The sequence below is a fragment of the Sphingomonas sp. CFBP 8765 genome (genome assembly GCF_014841445.1).
Classification (GTDB): domain Bacteria; phylum Pseudomonadota; class Alphaproteobacteria; order Sphingomonadales; family Sphingomonadaceae; genus Sphingomonas; species Sphingomonas aerolata.
Window position 1 is genome coordinate 346,421 of record NZ_JACYTY010000003.1, and the last position, 20,244, is coordinate 366,664.

General features: G+C 66.9%; 22 protein-coding genes. 10 read left to right on the plus strand and 12 right to left on the minus strand.

Annotation, left to right across the window (positions count from 1 at the left end; all coding sequences use genetic code 11):
- Positions 1-50: 50 nt before the first annotated feature.
- Genes IFT87_RS10190 through IFT87_RS10200 form a run of 3 tightly spaced genes read left to right on the plus strand, consistent with a single transcriptional unit; the run spans position 51 to position 1,243 of the window.
- Positions 51-302, plus strand: a complete 252-nt coding sequence (locus tag IFT87_RS10190) for a glutaredoxin domain-containing protein (RefSeq protein WP_249403294.1) — start codon at positions 51-53, stop codon at positions 300-302.
- A 3-nt stretch (positions 303-305) separates the two neighbouring features.
- Entirely contained in the window at positions 306-875 is a 570-nt protein-coding gene (locus IFT87_RS10195; protein WP_192008377.1) for a TspO/MBR family protein, read from the plus strand.
- Positions 872-1,243, plus strand: coding sequence for a DCC1-like thiol-disulfide oxidoreductase family protein (locus IFT87_RS10200; RefSeq protein WP_192008379.1), 372 nt, complete (start codon positions 872-874; stop codon positions 1,241-1,243). The genes IFT87_RS10195 and IFT87_RS10200 overlap by 4 nt, the downstream gene beginning before the upstream one ends.
- Here IFT87_RS10200 and IFT87_RS10205 read toward each other — a convergent pair.
- Positions 1,240-2,103, minus strand: a complete 864-nt coding sequence (locus IFT87_RS10205) for an NAD(P)-dependent oxidoreductase (protein ID WP_192008381.1) — start codon at positions 2,101-2,103, stop codon at positions 1,240-1,242. The two genes, IFT87_RS10200 and IFT87_RS10205, sit on opposite strands and share 4 nt — an antisense overlap.
- 160 nt (positions 2,104-2,263) lie before the next feature.
- Here IFT87_RS10205 and IFT87_RS10210 point away from each other — a divergent pair, with 160 nt between their 5' ends.
- Positions 2,264-2,878, plus strand: a complete 615-nt coding sequence (locus IFT87_RS10210) for a TetR/AcrR family transcriptional regulator (protein ID WP_031441750.1) — start codon at positions 2,264-2,266, stop codon at positions 2,876-2,878.
- 66 nt (positions 2,879-2,944) lie between these two features.
- Here the strand turns inward: IFT87_RS10210 and IFT87_RS10215 are convergent, their stop codons facing one another.
- Positions 2,945-5,701 (minus strand): hybrid sensor histidine kinase/response regulator, encoded by a 2,757-nt coding sequence (locus IFT87_RS10215; RefSeq protein ID WP_192008383.1) that lies wholly within the window; start codon positions 5,699-5,701, stop codon positions 2,945-2,947.
- Between the two features lie 325 nt (positions 5,702-6,026).
- The gene (locus IFT87_RS10220) at positions 6,027-6,785 is read right to left on the minus strand and encodes a competence/damage-inducible protein A (RefSeq protein ID WP_037527778.1); all 759 of its coding nucleotides are present in this window, start codon (positions 6,783-6,785) and stop codon (positions 6,027-6,029) included.
- Positions 6,786-6,837: 52 nt separating this feature from the next.
- On the opposite strand from IFT87_RS10220, the gene map reads away from it, so the two are divergent.
- Positions 6,838-7,665, plus strand: a complete 828-nt coding sequence (gene map, locus IFT87_RS10225) for a type I methionyl aminopeptidase (RefSeq protein WP_031395631.1) — start codon at positions 6,838-6,840, stop codon at positions 7,663-7,665.
- A gap of 194 nt (positions 7,666-7,859) precedes the next feature.
- On the opposite strand, the gene IFT87_RS10230 is transcribed toward map, so the two are convergent.
- A complete protein-coding gene (locus IFT87_RS10230) occupies positions 7,860-8,240 on the minus strand; it encodes a hypothetical protein (RefSeq protein WP_192008385.1) in 381 nt (126 codons plus the stop codon).
- Positions 8,241-8,400: 160 nt separating this feature from the next.
- Between IFT87_RS10230 and purL the strand changes: the two genes are divergently transcribed.
- From purL to bfr, 3 genes are all read left to right on the plus strand, one after another.
- Positions 8,401-10,620: a phosphoribosylformylglycinamidine synthase subunit PurL gene (gene purL / locus IFT87_RS10235; protein WP_192008387.1), complete on the plus strand. Its 2,220-nt coding sequence runs from the start codon at positions 8,401-8,403 to the stop codon at positions 10,618-10,620.
- A gap of 92 nt (positions 10,621-10,712) precedes the next feature.
- A complete protein-coding gene (locus tag IFT87_RS20410) occupies positions 10,713-10,883 on the plus strand; it encodes a (2Fe-2S)-binding protein (RefSeq protein WP_037527780.1) in 171 nt (56 codons plus the stop codon).
- Between the two features lie 93 nt (positions 10,884-10,976).
- Positions 10,977-11,492, plus strand: a complete 516-nt coding sequence (gene bfr, locus IFT87_RS10240) for a bacterioferritin (protein ID WP_042467738.1) — start codon at positions 10,977-10,979, stop codon at positions 11,490-11,492.
- Between the two features lie 54 nt (positions 11,493-11,546).
- On the opposite strand, the gene IFT87_RS10245 is transcribed toward bfr, so the two are convergent.
- From IFT87_RS10245 to IFT87_RS10280, 8 genes are all read right to left on the minus strand, one after another.
- Positions 11,547-11,984, minus strand: coding sequence for an Hpt domain-containing protein (locus tag IFT87_RS10245; protein WP_031441744.1), 438 nt, complete (start codon positions 11,982-11,984; stop codon positions 11,547-11,549).
- Between the two features lie 55 nt (positions 11,985-12,039).
- Positions 12,040-12,321, minus strand: a complete 282-nt coding sequence (locus IFT87_RS10250) for a sulfurtransferase TusA family protein (protein WP_338110767.1) — start codon at positions 12,319-12,321, stop codon at positions 12,040-12,042.
- Positions 12,322-12,324: 3 nt separating this feature from the next.
- Positions 12,325-13,713, minus strand: coding sequence for a ribosome biogenesis GTPase Der (gene der / locus IFT87_RS10255; protein WP_031395626.1), 1,389 nt, complete (start codon positions 13,711-13,713; stop codon positions 12,325-12,327).
- A gap of 71 nt (positions 13,714-13,784) precedes the next feature.
- A complete protein-coding gene (locus tag IFT87_RS10260) occupies positions 13,785-15,107 on the minus strand; it encodes an outer membrane protein assembly factor BamB family protein (RefSeq protein WP_031441742.1) in 1,323 nt (440 codons plus the stop codon).
- On the minus strand, positions 15,104-15,841 hold the full coding sequence (locus IFT87_RS10265; protein ID WP_031441741.1) for a tetratricopeptide repeat protein: 738 nt from the start codon (positions 15,839-15,841) through the stop codon (positions 15,104-15,106). Before IFT87_RS10265 ends, IFT87_RS10260 begins: the two co-directional genes overlap by 4 nt.
- Before the next feature lie 92 nt (positions 15,842-15,933).
- Positions 15,934-16,806, minus strand: a complete 873-nt coding sequence (gene panB, locus IFT87_RS10270) for a 3-methyl-2-oxobutanoate hydroxymethyltransferase (protein WP_037527782.1) — start codon at positions 16,804-16,806, stop codon at positions 15,934-15,936.
- A gap of 80 nt (positions 16,807-16,886) precedes the next feature.
- Positions 16,887-17,168, minus strand: coding sequence for a DUF427 domain-containing protein (locus IFT87_RS10275; RefSeq protein WP_031441739.1), 282 nt, complete (start codon positions 17,166-17,168; stop codon positions 16,887-16,889).
- An 11-nt stretch (positions 17,169-17,179) separates the two neighbouring features.
- Positions 17,180-17,536, minus strand: coding sequence for an ArsC family reductase (locus IFT87_RS10280; protein WP_037527784.1), 357 nt, complete (start codon positions 17,534-17,536; stop codon positions 17,180-17,182).
- 250 nt (positions 17,537-17,786) lie between these two features.
- On the opposite strand from IFT87_RS10280, the gene IFT87_RS10285 reads away from it, so the two are divergent.
- On the plus strand, positions 17,787-18,020 hold the full coding sequence (locus IFT87_RS10285; protein ID WP_157840590.1) for a hypothetical protein: 234 nt from the start codon (positions 17,787-17,789) through the stop codon (positions 18,018-18,020).
- A 67-nt stretch (positions 18,021-18,087) separates the two neighbouring features.
- On the plus strand, positions 18,088-20,163 hold the full coding sequence (locus tag IFT87_RS10290; RefSeq protein WP_192008389.1) for an NAD(+) synthase: 2,076 nt from the start codon (positions 18,088-18,090) through the stop codon (positions 20,161-20,163).
- Positions 20,164-20,244: the final 81 nt, after the last annotated feature.

Genomic DNA, 20,244 nt, shown 5'->3' on the forward strand with positions numbered 1-20,244 from the left:
ATAGGATCTGGCATCGATCGGCGTATCGAGAGGCCGCAGATCCGAGGACGATGATGACCCAGACCCGTACCGCGACGCTGCACCGGATGGTGCTGCCCGATCACACCTGCCCGTTCGGCGTCCGCGCCAAGCAACTGCTTCAGGCCGAAGGCTATGACGTCGACGACCAGATCCTCCGCGATCGGGACACGGTCGAGGCGTTCAAGACCGAGCACGGCATCGCGACGACCCCGTTGATCGTCATCAACGGCGAGACGATCGGTGGCTGTGACGATCTCGAACGCTATCTGGCGGAGCGCTGACCGATGGCCCATCCTGATCACCATCCCGTCGCATTGCCCGTTCCGCCGCTTGCGCCACCGCCAGCACTGTCGCGGACCGTTGCCGCGCTGATCGTCGTGTCGGTCCTCGGCGTCAGCGCCGCGATCGGTCGCCGCAATGCGCCCGACCCCTCCCACCCGCGGACCCGCCGCTGGTACAAGCGGCTCGACAAGCCCAGCTATACCCCGCCCGATGCCGTGTTCGGCGCGGTGTGGCCGGTGCTCGAGACCGGGCTCGCCGTCGGTGGATATCGTCTGCTCCGCCAGCCCGCGGGGCCACGTCGCACGAGTGCGGTCGGGCTGTGGCTGCTCAACACCGCGATGGTCGGCGGCTGGACCGAGATCTTCTTCCGCAAGCGGGCGCTGCGATCCGGTGCAGTCGTCGCAGGCACGATGGTCGCAACCGGCGGCGCGTATGTTGCGGCGGCGGCAAAGGTCGATCGTCCCGCGGCGCTGCTCGGCGTGCCGTTCGTGGGCTGGCTCGGCTTTGCGACATTGCTCGCCACGCGCATCAGCGCACGCAATCCTGACTCCGACGCGGCGGACGCCCGGTGACCGATCTGGTCGTCTGGCATGACGGCGACTGCCCGCTATGCCGGCGCGAGATCGCGCTCATGCGGCGGCTCGACCGGCGCGGTGCGATCACGTTCGTCGATGCCACCGATCCCGATGCGAGTTGCCCGATCGACCGCCGGGACCTGCTCGCGCGGTTTCATGCGCGTGAAGACGGGACGATGCTGTCGGGCGCGGCGGCGTTCGCCGCAATGTGGCGCGCAATCCCGGTCCTGCGGCCACTCGGCCTGCTCGCGCGCAATCGCACCGCGCTCCGCCTGCTCGAGCGCGCCTATCTCGGCTTCCTCGTGGTTCGACCCCGCCTGCAGGCCGCGCTACGCGGCCGACAGGCGGGCGAGCGGCGGCGTTAAAGCCCGGCGTTGCGCCGGACGGCGGCGCCCACCGCCGACCAGTCGACATCCTCCCCCTCCTGCGCGATCGCGGCGCGCAGATGATCGCGCACCACGCCGAGCAGCGGCATCGGCGTACGCAGTCGGCCCGCCGCGGTGTCGACGAGGTTCATGTCCTTCAGCCCCAGTGGCGCGGCAAAACCTGCAGGCGTGAACCGCTGTTCGACCAGCATCTCGCCATACGTCTTGTAGACCGGGGCATTGAACAGCGTGCCCGTCAGCACCTCGAGCAGCAGCGCCGGTTCGACCCCGCCCTTTTCAGCCAGCGTCATCGCCTCCGCCATCGCCTCGACCGCCGCCATGATCATGAAGTTGCCGCTGAGCTTCACCAGATTGGCGGCGGACGGCGTCTCGCCGACACGGAACACACGCTGGCTGATCGCGTCCAGTGCGGGCTCGCACCGGGCGATCAGATCGTCGCGTCCCGCCGCAACGACGAACAGCATCGCCGCCGCCGCCGCGGGCGGACGACCGAAGACGGGGGCCGCGACATAGCCACCGGCCCCGTCCTGATCCGCCGTCAGCCGCTCCGCCAGCGCAACGCTGATCGTGCTGTGCGATACATGGACCGCCGGCGCGCCAAGGATCCCGCCATCGCCGTAGACCACCGCCTCCAGCGCGGCATCGTCCGCCAGCATCGTCATCACCACGTCGCCCTGCGCCGCCTCGGCGGGCGTCGCGGCCCGAGTCGCGCCACGTTCGACCAGCGCATCGGCCTTGTCCGGCGAGCGGTTCCAGACCGTCACCTCATGACCCGCCTCGACCAGATTGGCAGCCATTGCATGCCCCATCTGGCCCAGACCGATAAACCCGATTCTCATGATCATAATCCCTTGTCGGACCGCAGCAGGATCACCCGCCGGTCCTGCCCCGCCCAACGCGCGGGCGGCGCGGATGTTCGACGTGCGCGATCCGGTCGCTGGATCCCGGAACGTCCGGGATACTGGACGTTTTTCCACTTGTGCCTATATACCGACTGGTATGAATAGCTTGTGCACGCTCACCGCCCCCAAGGGCCGCCCCCGCGAGTTCGATCTCGAGGAAGCGCTCGCGGCCGCGCTGCGCGTTTTCTGGCGAAACGGGTATGAGGCGGCGTCGATGGCCGAGCTCACGGCCGAGATGAAGATCACCAAGCCGAGCCTCTATGCCGCGTTCGGCAACAAGGAAGCGCTGTTTCACAAGGCGCTCGACCTCTATGAGCGCGAAAAGCTCGCTTATATGACCTCCGCGCTCGATGCGCCGACCGCCAAGGCGGTGGCCGAGCGGCTGCTGCGCGGGGCGCTCCAGATGCAGACGAGCACCTGCGATCCCAAGGGGTGCCTGAGCATCATCAGCAGCGTCGCTTGCGGCGTCGAGGCCGAACCGATCAAGGCCGAGGTCGCCAAACGCCGCGAGTCGTCACAGGCTGCGCTGATCCGCCGGTTCGACGAGGCCAAGGCGGCGGGCGAGTTCCCCGACGGTCTCGAGTCGCCCGCTCTTGCGCGCTATCTGTTCGCGGTCATGCAGGGGCTGGCGATCCAGGGCGGATCGGGCGCCACCTGTGGCGAGCTCAATCAGCTTGTCGACACCTGCATGATGGTCTGGCCGACGCGCTAGGCGCCGGGACACGCACGCCTCCGTCGCGCGCTCCCCTCCCCCCGGCACGGTCGCTGCCGGTCAGGATTACCCTCTGGTCTGTCCGTCTGACGCGATCTGCATCAGCACAGGTCCTTCGGCCGCAGTCTCAGCCGGCGCTGGCCTGTCGATCGCCGCCTTGGACGCCGCCCTGACGACAGCCGAGCGAAGTGCCTCGACGCCATAGGGCTTCGGCAGCAGGATCGCCTGGGGATCCCACGGCACGAGCGCGACCTCGCTGTCGCCGGTTGCGAACACGACCCCGATGCCCGGCCGACGCATGCGGACCGCTTCGGCAAGCTCCGGGCCCGACAGCCCCGGCAGGTTGACGTCGCTGACCAGCACATCGACCGGGCGGGCCTGCAGCGTCGTGAGCGCCGCTTCGGCGCTGACCGCCTCGATCACCGCCATGCCCAGATCGCGCAGCATCTCGGCCGCGCCCGCACGGATCGCCGCGTCATCCTCGACGAGCAGGACGCGGATCGGGACGTCTCCGTCCGACCGCGGCGCATCCTCATGCCCCTCCGCTGCGCGCCGCCGCGCACGCTGGCCGGCGAGAACCTGTTCGAACTTCCGCGCGAGCGCCTCGCGCGTATAGGGCTTGGAGAGCAGCTCGACGCCGACGTCGAGCCGGCCGCCATGCACGATCGAATTCTCCGTATAGCCCGACGTGAACAGCACCGCGAGATCGGGGATCCGCTCGCGCGCACGACGGGCGAGTTCGGGGCTCTTCAGCGTCCCCGGCATCACCACGTCGGTGAACAGCATGTCGATCGGCACGCCGCTCTCGATGACGTTCAGCGCACTGCCCGCGTCGACCGCTTTCAGCACGCCATAGCCAAGGTCGCAGAGCATCTCGACGACGGTCGCACGGACCTCGTCATCATCCTCGACCACCAGCACGGTCTCGGTCCCGCCGATGATCGGCCCACCGCTGGTCGCGACCTCGACGTCTTCGGGGCCCATCGCGCGCGGCAGGTAGAGCTTGATCGTCGTGCCTTCGCCGACCTCGCTGTAGATCTTCACATGGCCGCCCGATTGTTTGACGAAGCCATAGACCATCGACAGGCCGAGCCCGGATCCCTTGCCCTCGCTCTTGGTCGAGAAGAACGGCTCGAACACCTTGTCGATGATGTCGGGCGCCATGCCGCTACCCGTGTCGGTGACCGCCAGCATGACATATTGCCCCGCCGCGACCTCCAGATGGCCGCGTGCATAGGCGTCGTCGAGGCTGGCATTGCCAAGCTCGATCGTGAGCTTGCCGCGCCCCTCCATCGCGTCGCGCGCATTGATCGCGAGGTTGAGCAACGCGTTCTCGATCTGCGTCGGGTCGATGAAGGTGTTCCACAACCCACCGCCGACGACCGTCTCCACCTCGATCGCCTCGCCGATCGCACGACGCAGCATGTCGTCCATCCCGCGCACGAACCGCGTGACGTTGACCACCTTGGGTTCGAGCGCCTGGCGTCGGCCGAAGGCAAGCAGCTGCGCGGCGAGCTTGGCGCCGCGTTCGATCCCCGCCATCGCGTTGCTGACCCGGCGCTCGGCGCGCGCATTCCCGGCAATGTCCTTGCCGAGCAGCTGCAGATTGCCCGAGACGACCTGGAGCAAATTGTTGAAGTCGTGCGCGACGCCGCCGGTCAGCTTGCCGATCGTCTCCATCTTCTGCGCCTGGGCGAGCCCCGCTTCAGCGAGCCGGCGCTCCTCGATTTCGCGGATGACGCGCGCCTCGAGCGTCTCGTTGAGAACGCGCAGCTGGCGTTCGGCGCGTTCGCGGTGGCTGATCTGTCGTTCGAGCTGCAGCGTGCGATTGACGCGCTCCTCGACGTCGAAGACCAGCACGTAGAAGCCGTTGATCGCCCCATCGGGCTCGACCCGCGGGATGTAACGCAGCTCGGACGCGCGGTCGCCGCCGTCGCGGTGCGGCAGCCGCGCATCGGCGGTCACCGTCTCGCCGGCGAGAGCCCGGTCCATCATCGGTTGGCGTACGGCAAAGGCGGGCTGACCGATGACGTCGCGGACATGCCGTCCGACGACCTGCGCGGGTGTCAGCCCGACCCATTCCTCGTAAAAGCTGTTGGCGAAACGATAGATATAATCACGATCGATATACGAAATCAGCACGGGCAGCGCGTCGGTGACGATCCGCAGCTCCGATTCGCTCCGCGCCAGCTGCCGTTCCGCTTCCACCCGCTCGCTATTGTCGATCACCGTACCCAGCACGCCGCCGACGCTGCCGTCGAAATCATGCACCGGGGTGTAGAAGAGGTCGAGCGTCACCGCGTGCGCCGCGCCGTCATGATGGAGCGTCATCGGCTGGTCGCGAAACAGCATGACCTCGCCGCGCATCACCTCGCCCAGCACGTGGCGGTTGAAGTCCGCCTGCTCGGGCCAGACGTCGACGGCGCGCGCACCGATCGCGGCCGGATGCTTGCCGCCCGCGATCCTGGCATAGCCGTCATTATACAGCATAAGGCCGTCGGCGCCCCACATCAGCACCTTGGCGACGGGCGAGTTGACCACCGTATTGACGGTCGAGCGAAGCTGCGGGGACCAGGTGTCGATCGCGCCGAGCGGCGTCGCGCTCCAGTCGTGCGCTCGTATCGCTGCGCCACATGCCCCGCCGGCGATCGGCCAGGCCACCGGGGTGGCGGCGACGGATCGCCCCAGCCGGTCGCGCAGCAGCGTCAGGGTCTCAGCGGCAACCGCATCGGCGCTCGCGCCGGTGCCGGCACTTACCTGGGCATCGATGAAGCGGTCGAGTTCGGACGCGAGCACCGGGTTGCGGGTCTGTCGGGTAACCATGCCACCGGGGTAGCTTTCCGACCGCGCCTGTCAATCGCGCTTGGCCTCGGCACCGGACCCAGCAGACGGAGCGAGCCGCGCGCACGACCGACGTGCACGCGGCGCAAAGCCCCTCAGTCGAGGGGCTTGGTCACCGGCCGCCACATCACGAAGGCGAGTGCCACTAGTGGCAACACCGCCATACAGCCCACGATCATCAGCATCAGATTGCTTGCAGTCATCCAGCCTCTCCTTCGTATTTTTTCGAAGGCTGACGGGTATTGCCGTGCTTTGCAAGCGGCTTGGCCCAGCGGGCCGTCCACCAACCTGGAGTACGCCCGCGGCGTCAGATGCCTTCGGGTGTCACCACGCGCCCGGTCGCCTCGAGCGCGCTGACCAGATCGGCGATGCAGCGATCGACCAGCGCGGCATCCGCACTGCGCACGACGAAATTCGCGCCCGTCCGGCCGTCGCGGAAAAACGGGTAGCTGCCGACCGCGACGCCGTCATGCGCCTTTTCGGCATCGCGCAGCAGGTCGGCGACTTCGCTCTCCGCCACCCAGCAGCCGATCGTCTTCGACACGACCGGGCGTCCGCCCTCGAGCGTGCCGGTGAGCGCATCGAGCATGCCGGCGGTGATGTGCGGCACCCCGGCCATGATGAAGATGTTACCGATCCGGATCCCCGGCGCGCCCGATACCTTGTTGTCGATCAGGTCGGCACCGACCGGCACGCGCGCCATCCGCGCGCGTGCTTCGGTCAGCCCGCCGCGGGTCGCATAATAGGCCTCCAGCACCGCCATCGCCCGCGGATGATGCTCGACCGCGACACCCAGCGCTTCGGCGATCGAATCGACGGTGATGTCGTCATGCGTCGGGCCGATCCCGCCCGTGGTGAACAGATAGTCGTTGCGTGCGCGCAGGGTGTTCACCGCCTCGACGATCGCCTCGGTCCGGTCGGCGACGACGCGCACTTCGGCCAGCCGGATGCCCTGCACGTTGAGCCAGGCCGCGATCTGCGCGACGTTCTTGTCCTGCGTGCGGCCCGACAGGATCTCGTCGCCGATGATCGTCAGTGCGGCCGTCCAGATGCGTTCCTGTGTCATGGCCCTTCGCATAGCCTCGCAAAAGTTGCGCCGCCACGCTATATCGCTCGCCATGACCGAATATGTAACCGTCACGTCCGACGCGCCGGACGCGCGCACCGGCGCCATCAAGCTCCACGGCCCCGCCGCCTTTGAAGGCATGATGAAGGCCGGGCGGCTCGCCGCCGAGACGCTCGACATGATCGTGCCTCACATGGTGCCGGGCGTGACCACTGCGGAGATCGACCGGCTGATCTACGACTTCGTCACAGCCGCCGGCGCGGTGCCGGCGACGCTCGGGTATCGTGGCTATACGCACAGCGTCTGCATCTCGATCAACCATGTCGTTTGCCACGGCATCCCGAGCGAGAAGACGCTGAAGTCAGGCGATATCGTCAATGTCGACGTCACGCCGCTGCTCGACGGCTGGCACGGCGACACGAGCAGGATGTACCTGATCGGCGACGTGCCGATCAAGGCACGGCGCCTCGTCGAGGTGACCTATGAATGCCTGATGCTCGGCATCGAACAGGCGAAGCCCGGCAACCGCATGGGCGACGTCGCCCACGCGATCCAGCGCCATGCGGAAAAGCACCGCTACGGCGTGGTCCGCGACTTCTGCGGCCACGGCGTCGGCCGCCTCTTCCATGACGCCCCCGAAGTCGTCCATGTCGGCAAGCCCGGCACCGGCCCCGAGTTGCGCCCCGGCATGATCTTCACGATCGAACCGATGATCAACATCGGCCGCCCCGACGTGAAGCTGCTCGACGACGGCTGGACGGCGGTGACGCGCGACCGTTCGCTGTCGGCGCAGTTCGAACACTCGATCGGCATCACCGAGACCGGCTGCGACATCTTCACGCTCAGCCCGAAGGGTTACACGCAGCCGCCCTACGGGTGATACGCACGGGAGGGGGCGCAATCGCCCTCCTCCCGTCATCCTGACGAAAGTCAGGATCCAGAGCCGCAAGGCGCGTACCTCGTTACCCTAGATCCTGACGTCCGTCAGGATGACGACGCAAAGTGGGATGACGACGCAAAGTGGGATGACGACTACAGGTCGCGGCAGAGGATCGCAGCCTTCCGCAACTCCACCTAGGCGCTTTCACCTGCGGCCGCATCGCCCTTCGCTTCGCCACCCTTGGTCTGCACCGTCAGCTCGGCCGGCCCCTCAATCCGGCACAGGATACCCTTGGGCGACTGGCTGCAGGCCTTCGTCGCCTTGTCATAGGCCGCCTGGGTCTGCTCGCCCGACGGCCGGACCATGAACGACACCATCGACGACCCGCCGAACAGATGCGATCCGAGACCCATCGTATTGACGCGCCATTCGGTGGCCCGCGCGGGCTTCGATCCGGCCTGTTTCATGTTGAGTTTGGGAGCAAGCCGCTCGCAGAAACTCGTCGGGGCCTGCGCGGGCAGTTGCGTCGCCGTGCTCCCCAGCGCCGCAATCGCCAGTATCGACGCGATCTTCATTTACACCCCCCGAATGACGACCGCCCTGCCATATACCGGGCGGTATCGACGGGAAGTCTGACGCTGTTTCATGACATGGCAATTGCACGTCGCCAGTCCCTCGCGCTTCGAGCAGGATCGCCGCTGGCAAGTCGCCCCCCACCCCGCTAAAGCCCGCCCCATGACCGAGATCACACCGCAGATCGTCGCCGACCACGGCCTGTCCCCCGAAGAATATGAGCGCGTGCTCCACGCGATCGGCCGCGAGCCCAATCTCGTCGAGCTTGGCATCTTCTCGGTGATGTGGTCCGAGCATTGCAGCTACAAGTCGAGCAAGATCCACCTGATGAAGCTGCCCACCAAGGGCGAGCGCGTCATCTGCGGCCCTGGCGAGAATGCCGGCGTCGTCGATATCGGCGACAACCAGGCGGCGATCTTCAAGATGGAGAGCCACAACCACCCGTCCTACATCGAACCCTATCAGGGCGCGGCGACCGGCGTCGGCGGCATCCTGCGCGACGTCTTCACGATGGGCGCGCGGCCGATCGCCAACATGAACGCGCTGCGCTTCGGCCGGCCCGATCACCCAAAGATGCGCCACCTGATCTCGGGCGTCGTTCACGGCATCGGCGGCTATGGCAATTGCGTTGGCGTGCCGACGGTCGGCGGCGAGGTGAACTTCCACGCGGCGTATGACGGCAACATCCTGGTCAACGCGATGACCGTCGGGATCGCCGATCAGGACAAGATCTTCTATTCGGCCGCCAGCGGCATCGGCAATCCGATCGTCTATGTCGGCTCTAAGACCGGTCGCGACGGCATCCACGGCGCGACGATGGCGAGCGCGGACTTCGGCGAGGATTCGGACGCCAAGCGCCCGACCGTCCAGGTCGGCGATCCCTTCACCGAAAAGCTGCTGATCGAGGCCTGCCTCGAACTCATGGCGACCGACGTCATCGTCGCGATCCAGGACATGGGCGCCGCCGGCCTCACCTCCTCATCGGTCGAGATGGCGTCGAAGGGCGGGGTCGGTATCGAACTCGTCATGGACGACGTGCCGCAGCGCGAGACCGGCATGACGCCGTACGAGATGATGCTGAGCGAAAGCCAGGAGCGGATGCTCATGGTTCTGAAGCCCGGCCGCGAGGCCGAGGCCGAGGCGATCTTCAAGAAATGGGAGCTCGATTTCGCGGTGATCGGCCGCGTCACCGACACCGGCCGCATGGTGCTGACGTTCAAGGGCGAGACGGTTTGCGACATTCCGCTCGGGCCGCTGGCCGACGAGGCACCGCTCTACGATCGCCCGCACGTGCCGACACCCAAGCCCGCGCCGCTCGAAAACGTGCCGCACAGCAACGACATCGCCGCCGATCTGGTGACGCTGATGGGCTCGCCCGACATCGCCTCGCGCCGCTGGATCTGGGAGCAGTATGACCACATGGTCGGCGCCGACACCGTCCAGCGCCCCGGTGGCGACGCTGCCGTCGTCCGCGTCCACGGCACGCAGAAGGCGCTGGCGATGACCACCGACTGCACGCCGCGCTATTGCTTTGCCGATCCCGTCGAGGGCGGCAAGCAGGCGGTCGCCGAGGCGTGGCGCAACCTCACCGCGGTCGGCGCGCTGCCGTTGGCAGTCACCAACTGCCTCAACTTCGCCAACCCGCAGCGGCCTGAGATCATGGGCCAGATCGTCGGCTGCCTCGAGGGGATGAGCGACGCGTGCATCGCGCTCGACTTCCCGATCGTCTCGGGCAACGTATCGCTGTACAATGAATCCAAGGCGACCGGCGGCGGCTCGGCGATCCTGCCGACGCCCGCGATCGGCGCAATCGGCCTGCTCGCCGACTGGCAGAAGAATGCGACGATCGCCTTCAAGGGCTCGGGCGACATCATCCTCGCGGTCGGCACGCGGCACGGCCATCTCGGCCAGTCGCTGTGGCTGCGCGAATGCCATGGCCGCGAGGAAGGCCCCCCGCCTGCGGTCGATCTGGCAGCGGAGCGCCGCGTCGGCGACCTCATCCGCAACGCGATCGCCGAGGGCCAGCTGTCGGCGGTCCATGACGTCTCGGACGGCGGCATCGCCGTGACCCTGGCCGAAATGGCGCTCGCAGGCGGCATCGGCGCGATGATCGACCGCAAGCAGCCCTTCGACTGCGCGCGTGCGTTCTTCGCGGAAGACCAGGGCGTCTATATCGTCACCGTCGAGGATCACGCGCTGCTCGACTTCCTCGGCGCCGCGCATGCGGCCGATGTCGAGGCCGAACCGCTCGGCCGCACCGGCGGCAAGCGCCTGATCTTCGAACGCCCCGACCGCGACGACGTGATCGCACTCGACACGCTGCGCGCCGCGCATGAGGGCTTCTTCCCAACGCTGATGGGGGCAGACGCCGCGCTGGCCTGACCCGCCATGCAGCGTTAGTTGCGAATCACACGCAAAAGCGCTTGCGACTGTTTCGCATTATCGCTAATTGGAGCTCTCACGAGGGAGCTTCCATGGTCGTCTGCGTCTGCAATGCCATTCGAGAATCCGACGTCCGCAGCTGCGCGCGGGGCGGGTGCACGACGCCCTGCCAGGCGTTCCGTTCGCTGGGTCGTCAGCCGAAATGCGGTCAGTGCACGTCGGTCGCCCGGGCGATCATCAACGAGGAACGCGCCGCAGCCTGACCTGGCGCGGCGCCACACGGCGCGATCCCGTCGCCCTTGCCGCCACGAACGTAAAACCGCTACATGCCGCTCAGAGGTGACGGAGTTATGGCAATGCGCGGCGATCCCACGGTAATTGATTTCCTGAACGAGGCGCTCAAGAACGAGTTGACCGCGGTCAACCAATATTGGCTCCATTATCGGATGCTCGAGCATTGGGGCGTCTACAAGCTCGCCCAGTATGAGCGCATGGAGTCGATCGACGAGATGAAGCATGCCGACTGGTTGTCGGAGCGCATCCTGTTTCTCGATGGCCTGCCCAATTTCCAGCTGCTCGGCCGCCTGCGCATCGGCGAGACCGTCGAGGAGGTTCTGAAGTCGGACCTCGCGCTTGAGGTCGAGGCGACTATCCAGCTGAAGAGCGCGATCGCCTATTGCGAAGAGGTGAAGGACTATATCAGCCGCGACCTGTTCGCGCGCATCCTCGCCAGCGAGGAAGAGCATGTCGACACGATCGAACGCCAGTTCGAGATGATCGCGCGGATGGGCATCCACAACTACATCCAGCTCAACTCGATCTCCGAGCATGATTCGCCCAAGGCCGGCGCAGCACCCTATCTGAAGGGCTGAACCCGTCTGCCGGTCGTCGTCCGCGGCGACCGGCAACGCGCGCCGGCAGTGTGCTTATTCGGCGCCGAACCCCGATGGGACGGCACGCCGCCCGAACCCGCCCGCGGCGGGACGGCGAGGGACCAGCGGATTGGCCTCGCGCTCGAGCAGCGTCAGGGTCTCGCCGAACAGCGGCCGCAACCGTGCGACATGCTCGAGCGCGGCATCCGGGGTATCGTGAAGCTCGACACAGTCGCGTGCGATCGTTTCGATCGTCTCGGCGAGATCGGCCAGCGGCTCGGCGCCGAACTGGCGCGCCTCGCCCTTAAGGGTGTGGGCTGGAATGATCAGCGCCGCCGCGCTACCGGCGCGCATCGCCGCCTCGATCGCGGCGACCGACTTCACCCCGTCTTCGCGGAAATAGCCGAGGATGCGGATGAACCCGCCGCCAAGCTCGCTGCGGGCCTGTTGAAACGCCGGCCAGTCGACCAGGGTGTTTCCTTCGAATGACACTGACGCCTACTCCCGTTTGGCCGGCCCGCCATGAACGTCGACGGTCAGCCTATCGCTATTCCGTAAAGACATTGTTGCTGTCGGACCCGCGTGTCACGACAAATATTGGCGCGACTGGATCGGAAATGATCGCCATGTCCGCGCCCGCCGCCGCGGCGACCGCCGCCAGCTCGGCAGGCGCACGCGGATCATCGGCGCGGACCTCGATCCGAACACTGGCCGACATCCCGTCCGAGCCTGATCCCTCGCCCGCCTGACGCAGCGTTCTGGCCAGCCGCATCGCGGGCCAGGGGCACCGCATGCCCCGCGCGTCGATCCGGACCACCCCGGACGCCACCGTTTAGTAGCCGCCGCCGCCGCCGCGATTATCGTCGTACGGGTTCTTCGGCGCGCGGAACATCAGCCGGACCGGCACCGCGCCGAAGCCCAGATCCTTGCGCATCGAATTGACCAGATAGCGCTCATAGCTCGCCGGCAGCTGGTCGACGCGCGTGCCGAAGATCACGAAGCTCGGCGGACGCGTCTTGACCTGCGTGACATAGCGCATCTTGATCCGCTTGCCGCCCGGGGCCGGTGGCGGCGTCGCCTCGATCGCGCGTTCGAACCAGCGGTTGAGCTCGCCGGTGCCGACGCGCTTCGACCAGGCGTCGCGCGTGTCGAAACACGCCTGGAGAAGCTGGTCGATGCCCTTTCCGGTCGCGCCTGACACGGTCATCACGGTGACGCCCTTGACCTGGCTGAGGCCGTCCTCGAGCGCGCGCTTGACGCCGTTGAACAGCGACGACGCGCTTTCCGCGATATCCCATTTGTTCAACGCGATGACGAGCGCACGACCCTCCTGCAGCACCTTGTCGGCGATCCGCAGGTCCTGCGCCTCGAGCCCCAGCGTCGCGTCGAGCAGCAGCACGACGACCTCGGCGAAGTCGACCGCGTGCAGCGCGTCCTCGACCGACATCTTCTCGAGCTTGTCCTGGACCTTGGCACGCTTGCGCATGCCCGCCGTATCGATCAGCCGCACCTTGCGCGATTCGCCGCCGGTCGGATGCCAGTCGTAATCCACGCTGATCGAGTCGCGCGTGATGCCGGCCTCGGGACCGGTGATCATCCGGTCTTCGCCGAGGATGCGGTTGACCAGCGTCGACTTGCCCGCGTTTGGACGTCCGACGATCGCGAGCTTCAGCGGCCCCTCATATTCATTGTCGGGCTGTTCCTCCGGAACCTCGTCCTTGCCTTCGAGCAGCGGGAGCAATGCCTCGAACAGGTCGCCCATGCCCTCGCCATGCTCGGCGGACAGTTCGACAGGATCGCCGAAGCCGAGCGCCAGCGACTCGAGCACGCCGTCATTGCCCGCGCGGCCCTCGGCCTTGTTGGCGACGAGCACGACCGGCACGTCGGCGGTGCGCAGCCAGCGGGCGATCTCCTCGTCGAGCGGCACGATGCCTGCGCGTGCGTCGAACAGGAACAATGCGACATCGGCCTGGCCGACCGCAGCCTCGGTCTGCTGACGCATCCGCCCGGGCAGCGTCTGCGCGTCGTGATCCTCGTATCCGGCGGTATCGATGATGCGGAAATCGAGCCCGATCAGCGACGCATCGCCCTCGCGGCGATCGCGCGTGACGCCGGGCCGGTCGTCGACCAGCGCGAGCTTCTTGCCGACGAGGCGGTTGAACAGGGTCGACTTGCCGACATTGGGGCGGCCGACGATTGCGACCACAGGGAGTTTGGACATGCCGTGCCCTTAGCGCGGGAACGCTCCGTCGTCACCTGTTACCCCTCTCCCGCCGGGAGAGGGGTGATGGCTCACCGATAGGCGGTGATCTTGCCCTTCTGGTCGAGCGTGTAGAGCGTCGAGTTTGCGACGATCGGCGGCAGCGTGAAGGTCGTCTTGGTCTCGATCGTGCTGCCGACCGCGCCATCGCCCGGATTGACCGAAACGATCTCACCGCGCGAATTGGTCAGGATCAGGCGACCGCCCGCCAGGATCGGGCCATACCAGGTCACCGGCCCCTTCTTCTTCTTCTCGTTATCGAACCGCTGCAGCTGCGCGATCCAGCGTGCCTTGCCGTTCGACCGCGACAGGCAGACCAGCCGCGCATCGTCGGTGACCACGAACAGCCATTCGCCCGCGATCCAGGGGGTCGAGATGCCCGCAAAATTCTGTTCCCAAAGACGCTGGCCGGTCGAAAGTTCGAGTGCGACCATGCGCCCGCCCTGCCCGACCGCATAGACACGGCCGCCATCGATGACCGGGGCGGCGTCGATATCCGACAGGCTCGACACCGATGTGGTGATCGACGTGCGCGACAAGGCGTCCTGCCACAGGATACGGCCATTCTCGTAGCGATAGGCGCTGAGCTCGCCGCTCGAGAAGCCCGAGACGACGGTGCCCTGGCTGACCGCCGGTGCCGCGACGCCGAACACGCCCTGCGTCTCGAGCGTGCCCGACTGGACCCACTGGACCTTGCCGTCACCCTGGTTGAGCGAGAAGATCTGGTTGTCCTGCGTCAGGACATAGACCGCACCGTTCGACACGGTCGGCGAGCCGCGCAGCGGGCCGCCGGGCTTGGCCCGCCACAGGATCGCGCCATCCGACGCGTTCATCGCGACCACGTCGCCGACGCCGTCGGTCGCATAGACCTTGCCGTCGTCATAGCTCACGCCACCGCCGAAACGCGCGGACTGGTTGATCTTGCCCTCGGTGATCGGCGTCGTCCACAGGGCTGCGCCGGTGTCCGCCTTGAAGGCATGCGCGACGCCGTGCACGTCCATCACGAACAGCTTGTTCTCGCCAACGACGGGCGGCGCGGCCATGCGTTCGCGGTTGGAGCCACCGTCGATCGACGCCTGCCAAGCCTTGGTTGGCTGCGCGGCGAGCGCAAGCTGGCCCATCGACTTGGCGGGATTGCCGCCCGGCTGTGCCCAGGCGTCGTTGACCGAGGGGGCCGGCAGGAGGACCTGGACATCGGCGATCGTCGCGTCGGTCTCGACCCCGTTTTCGGAGGTCAGGATCGATACCCGGTTTCCGACCGTCGGGGTCTTCTTGACGCCACCCTTGAAAATGCCGCAGCCGCTCAAGGCCATGAGCGCAGCCACCGCGACCGTCACCCGATAAGACTTCGTCATTGCGCGTTGGTATCCTCGTTTGATGCAGCAGCGGCGGCGGTCCCGGCCGTCCCGGTGCTGGCAACGGCGTCGACGCCCAGTACACCGGCCATCTGAACAGCGCGTTGACGAATCGTCTCGGGCACGCCGGGATCGGCCGCGATCTGGCCGAAAAGCGTCCCCGCCTGCTTGGTCTGGTTCATCCGGACATAGGCGACCGCGACCATCTCGCCTGCGCTGCCGAGCCAAGGGTTGCCCGTGACCGCAAGCGGACGCAGCCGCTCGACCACGACCTGCGGCTTGAGCGTGTCATATTCCGCCGACGTCTGCCGAACCAGCGCAAGGTCGCGGAACGGCTTGGCGACCGACGTGTCCGCAGCGATCGCTGCCAGCTTGGCCGCGGCGCCCTTCATATCCTCTTTCTGGAGAAGGATATCCGCTTCCGTGAACCGCGCCAGCGCGCTGTACCCGGCACGGTCGGACGCAGCGAGCTTGGTCAGCGTCGTGTTCGCCTCGGCGACCTTGTCCGCGGCCAGCGCGTCATAAGCGGCCTGGAGCTGCTCGCCCTCGACACCCGCCTGGGTTTCCGTGCGGTGCTGATAATAGAGGAATCCGGCCAGCGCGACGAGTGCTGCGACCACCCCGAGCGCCACCCATTTGCCCCAGGTCGTCCAGAAACCCGCGAGCTGATCGCGGCGCAGTTCTTCGTCGACCTCGCGGAGGAACGCTTCATCGGTTTTCGGCGGCAGGGCCAAGGGTGACTCCGGAGACAAAGGGAGGAAAGGATATCGGGGGATGGTGGAATGGCGCGGACCTTAGCCGCCACGCGTCCGAAACAAAAGCCGGATCAATCCACCGTGCCGGCGCGCGGCGCATAGCTCTGGTCGGGTCCCGGAAAGGCACGACTGCGAACCTCGTCGGCATAGGTCTCCGCCGCGCCCGAGATCTTGCCGGCGAGATCCTCGAACCGCTTCACGAACTTGGCGGTACGGTCGAACAGGCCGAGCATGTCCTCGGCAACAAGCACTTGGCCGTCGCACTCGACCGATGCGCCGATGCCGATCGTCGGACAGGCGACCGCGCGCGTGATCTCGATCGCGATCGGCTCGACCACGCCCTCGATCACCAGCGCGAATGCGCCCGCCTCAGCGACCGCCTTGGCATCCGCGACGATCTTCGCCGCCTCCTCGGGCGTACGGCCGCGCGCGCCATAGCCGCCCAGGACGTTGACCGCCTGCGGGGTGAGGCCGACATGCCCCATCACCGGAATCCCGCGCTCGACCAGGAACCGTACGGTCGGCGCCATCGCGGTGCCGCCCTCGAGCTTCACCGCCGCCGCACTGGTCTGCTTCAGCAGCCACGCGGCGCTTTCGAACGCCTTTTCGGGTGATGCCTCATAACTGCCGAACGGCATGTCGATCACGACCACCGCATGATAGCTGCCGCGCACCACCGCCGCGCCGTGCGCCGCCATCATCTCGAGCGTGACCGGCACGGTCGAGGGCAGGCCGTAGATCACCTGCCCCAGGCTGTCGCCGACCAGCAGCATGTCGCAGTGTGGATCGAGCAGCTGCGCATTGCGCACCGTATAGGCGGTGAGCATGACGAGCGGCACCTGCCCCTTTTGCCGGCGGATCGCGGGGATCGTGAGGCGCTTGAGCGGGGCGGGCGTCGGGTTGGCGCGACTCGTCGCGGTGTCGAGCGTGTAGGTCGTGGACATGGGCGCGCGTTCTAGCGAAGCCGATGCCGCTCGCCCAGCCCGTCCCGTCGCGCCCGCCCGACACCGGCGACGGCCGCGGCTCAGCCGACCGTCACGCCCTTCCAGAAGGCATAGCGATCCTTGATCTCGGCCGCGGCGGATTTGGGATCGGGATAGTACCAGACCGCATCGACGTTGCGCTTGCCGTCGACGACCAGCGTCTTGTAGCGCGCGGTACCCTTCCACGGGCAGTTCGACTGCGTCGCGCTGTCTTCGAGCAGCGCCGGATCGACGCTGTCCGCGGGGAAATAGTGATTGCCCTCGACGACGACGGTATCGTCGGACCGGGCGATCTCTTGGCCGTTCCAAGTAGCGACAGGCATGCTCGTCTCCTTCAGGCGTTCCCCAGCCCCGCCGCCTCATACCGCTCGGCGCTGAAGCCGACCAGCAGCGTCGCACCGGTATCGAGCACGGGACGCTTGATCATCGACGGCTGTGCCAGCATCAGCGCGACCGCCTTGTCCGCGTCCAGGTCGACGCGGTCAGACTCGGGCAGTTTCCGGAACGTGGTGCCGGCGCGGTTGAGCAACGGCTCCCACCCGACCCGGCCGATCCAGTCGCGCAGCCGTGCGTCATCGATCCCGGCAGTCTTGTAGTCATGAAACACATAGGCGACACCGTGCGCATCGAGCCACGCGCGCGCCTTCTTCATCGTGTCGCAATTCCTGATCCCGAACAGCGTGATCGTCAAAATCGCTTCCCCAAAAACACCCTGCCGCGCACCCCGCGCGCCATCGCCTGTTAGTTCCGATAGCAGATACGCCTGCCGATCGCACAACGGCCGTGGTGCGGATTTTTGCCAGGGACAGTGGAACCTCGACGCCGCGAAATGGCTGTACGATGTACGGAATGACCAAGACAAGTTGCGGACATAGAAGGCTTTTCGGCGGGATGCTGTGAAAGACCTGTCGAGTCCGATGACGGCAGGCGATGGGAGCGGGATGATGACGGACAAGGCTGCAGAAGCGCGACAACTGAACCTCATCACCCTCTTATTCGCAATCCTCGCATTTGGCGGCATTCTCGCGCTGGGCAGTGTCGACGCGAAGACGAAGCAGCAGCGGTACCGGATTGCGAAGACCTACCAGATCTCCGAACGGCAGAAGCTCGAACGCCGGCGCGCCCGTGCCGTGCAGGGGGTGATTGCGGCCACCTCTGCACAGACCGCCCCCTGACAGCTTGCGCATATCCGGCCGGTGAAGCCGGTAGCATGAACTGCCCCGCGCGTTTAACGATGGGGGCATGACGCATCCATTCTACGCGATCCACACGCACGGCCTGATCCGGGTTGCCGCAGCAACCCCGCGGGCGTCGGTCGGGGATACCGCCGCCAATGCCGCGGCGACGATCTCGCTGGCGACGCAGGCGGATGCGCAGCATGTCGACCTCGTCGTCTTTCCCGAACTCAACCTCACCTCCTATGCGCTCGACGATCTGCATCTGCAGACCGCGCAGCAGCGTGCGACGCTGGCGGCGATCGATAGCGTCGTCGCGGCGAGTGCGACGTTGCGGCCGGTGCTGCTGGTCGGCGCGGCGCTGGTGCGCGCGGGGCGGCTGTATAATTGCGCGGTGGTGATTGCGCGCGGTCGCGTGCTCGGGGTCGTGCCGAAGACCTTCCTGCCCAACTACCGCGAATTCTACGAAAAGCGCTGGTTCGCGAGCGGCGCGGGACTGACGGGGCTGTCGATCGATCTCGGCGGCGCGTCCGTGCCGTTCGGTACCGACCTGATCTTTGCGGCGCGCGACCTGCCGGGCTTCGTGATCCATGCGGAGATCTGCGAGGATTACTGGGCCCCCACCCCGCCGTCGACTACGGGTGCACTGGCCGGCGCGCTGATCTGCTGCAACCTGTCCGCGTCGAACATCGTCATCGGCAAGGCGCGCGAGCGCGAGATGCTGGCGGCGGCGCAGTCGGCGCGCGCGGTCTGCGCCTATGTCTATTCCGCGGCGGGCCCGGGCGAGAGCACGACCGAGGTCGCATGGGACGGCCAGGGGCTGATCCACGAGCTCGGCGAACAGCTCGCGCAATCGCGCCGCTTCGCGACCGAGCCGGATCTGGTCGTCGCGGACGTCGATTGCGAGCGGATCGCGCAGGAGCGGCTGCGGACCGGCACGTTCAACGACGCGGCGGCGTTTGCGGGGCATCCCGAGACGCGCGTCCGGCGGATCGCGTTCGATCACCTGACCGATCCTGCGGTCGCGGACGTCGGGCTCGAACGCGTCGTCCCCCGCTTCCCGTTCGTCCCCAATGATCCCGCCCGCCGCGACGAGGATTGTTACGAAGCGTTCAATATCCAGGTGGAGGCGCTGGCGAAGCGGCTCGAGGCGGCGCACGCCCGCACGCTGGTGATCGGCGTGTCGGGCGGGCTCGACTCGACGCACGCGCTGATCGTCGCGGCCAAGGCGATGGACCGCCTCGGCCGTCCGCGTGCCGACATTCTCGGCTTCACCATGCCCGGCTTCGCGACGGGCGAGGGCACGAAGGCGAATGCCTGGGCGCTGATGCGCGCGCTGGGCATCACCGCGGAGGAAATCGACATCCGCCCCGCGGCGCGGCGCATGCTCGAGGACATGCGGCATCCCTTCGCCGATGGCTCCCCGGCCTATGACATCACCTTCGAGAACGTCCAGGCGGGGTTGCGGACCGATTATCTGTTCCGCCTCGCCAACCAGCGCGGCGGGATCGTGGTCGGCACGGGCGACCTGAGCGAGATGGCGCTGGGCTGGTGCACCTACGGCGTCGGCGACCAGATGAGTCATTATGCGGTCAACGCGGGCGTGCCCAAGACGTTGATCCAGTTCCTGATCCGCTGGTGCATTCGGACCGGCCAGTATGACGCGGCGACCGATGCGATCCTGTCGACGATCGTCGCGCAGGAAATCTCTCCCGAACTCGTCCCCGCGGGGGCGGACGGCGCGCTGCAAAGCACCGAATCGATGATCGGGCCTTATGCGCTGAACGATTTCTTCGCGCATTACGTGATCCGCTATGGCCTCGCGCCGTCGAAGATCGCGTTTCTCGCCTGGCATGCCTGGCGCGATGCGGAGAGCGGGGCATGGCCCGCGGACCTGCCGGCGACTGCGCGCGTCGCCTATGACCTGCCGACGATAACCGCATGGCTCGAAAGGTTTCTTCAGCGCTTTTTCGCGACGAGCCAGTTCAAGCGCTCTGCGCTGCCGAACGGGCCAAAGGTCTCCGCGGGCGGCGCATTGTCGCCGCGCGGCGACTGGCGCGCACCGTCGGATGGAACCGCGCGGGTCTGGATCGACGAATTGCGCTCAGCCGTTCCGCAGGCCGAGCCGGGCGACCTTGCATAAATCGCGTGCCGCGCGCATTATGAAAATCCTATGACAGTGGCTCCACCGGATGGATCGCGCGATCGCCGGATCGAGATCCCA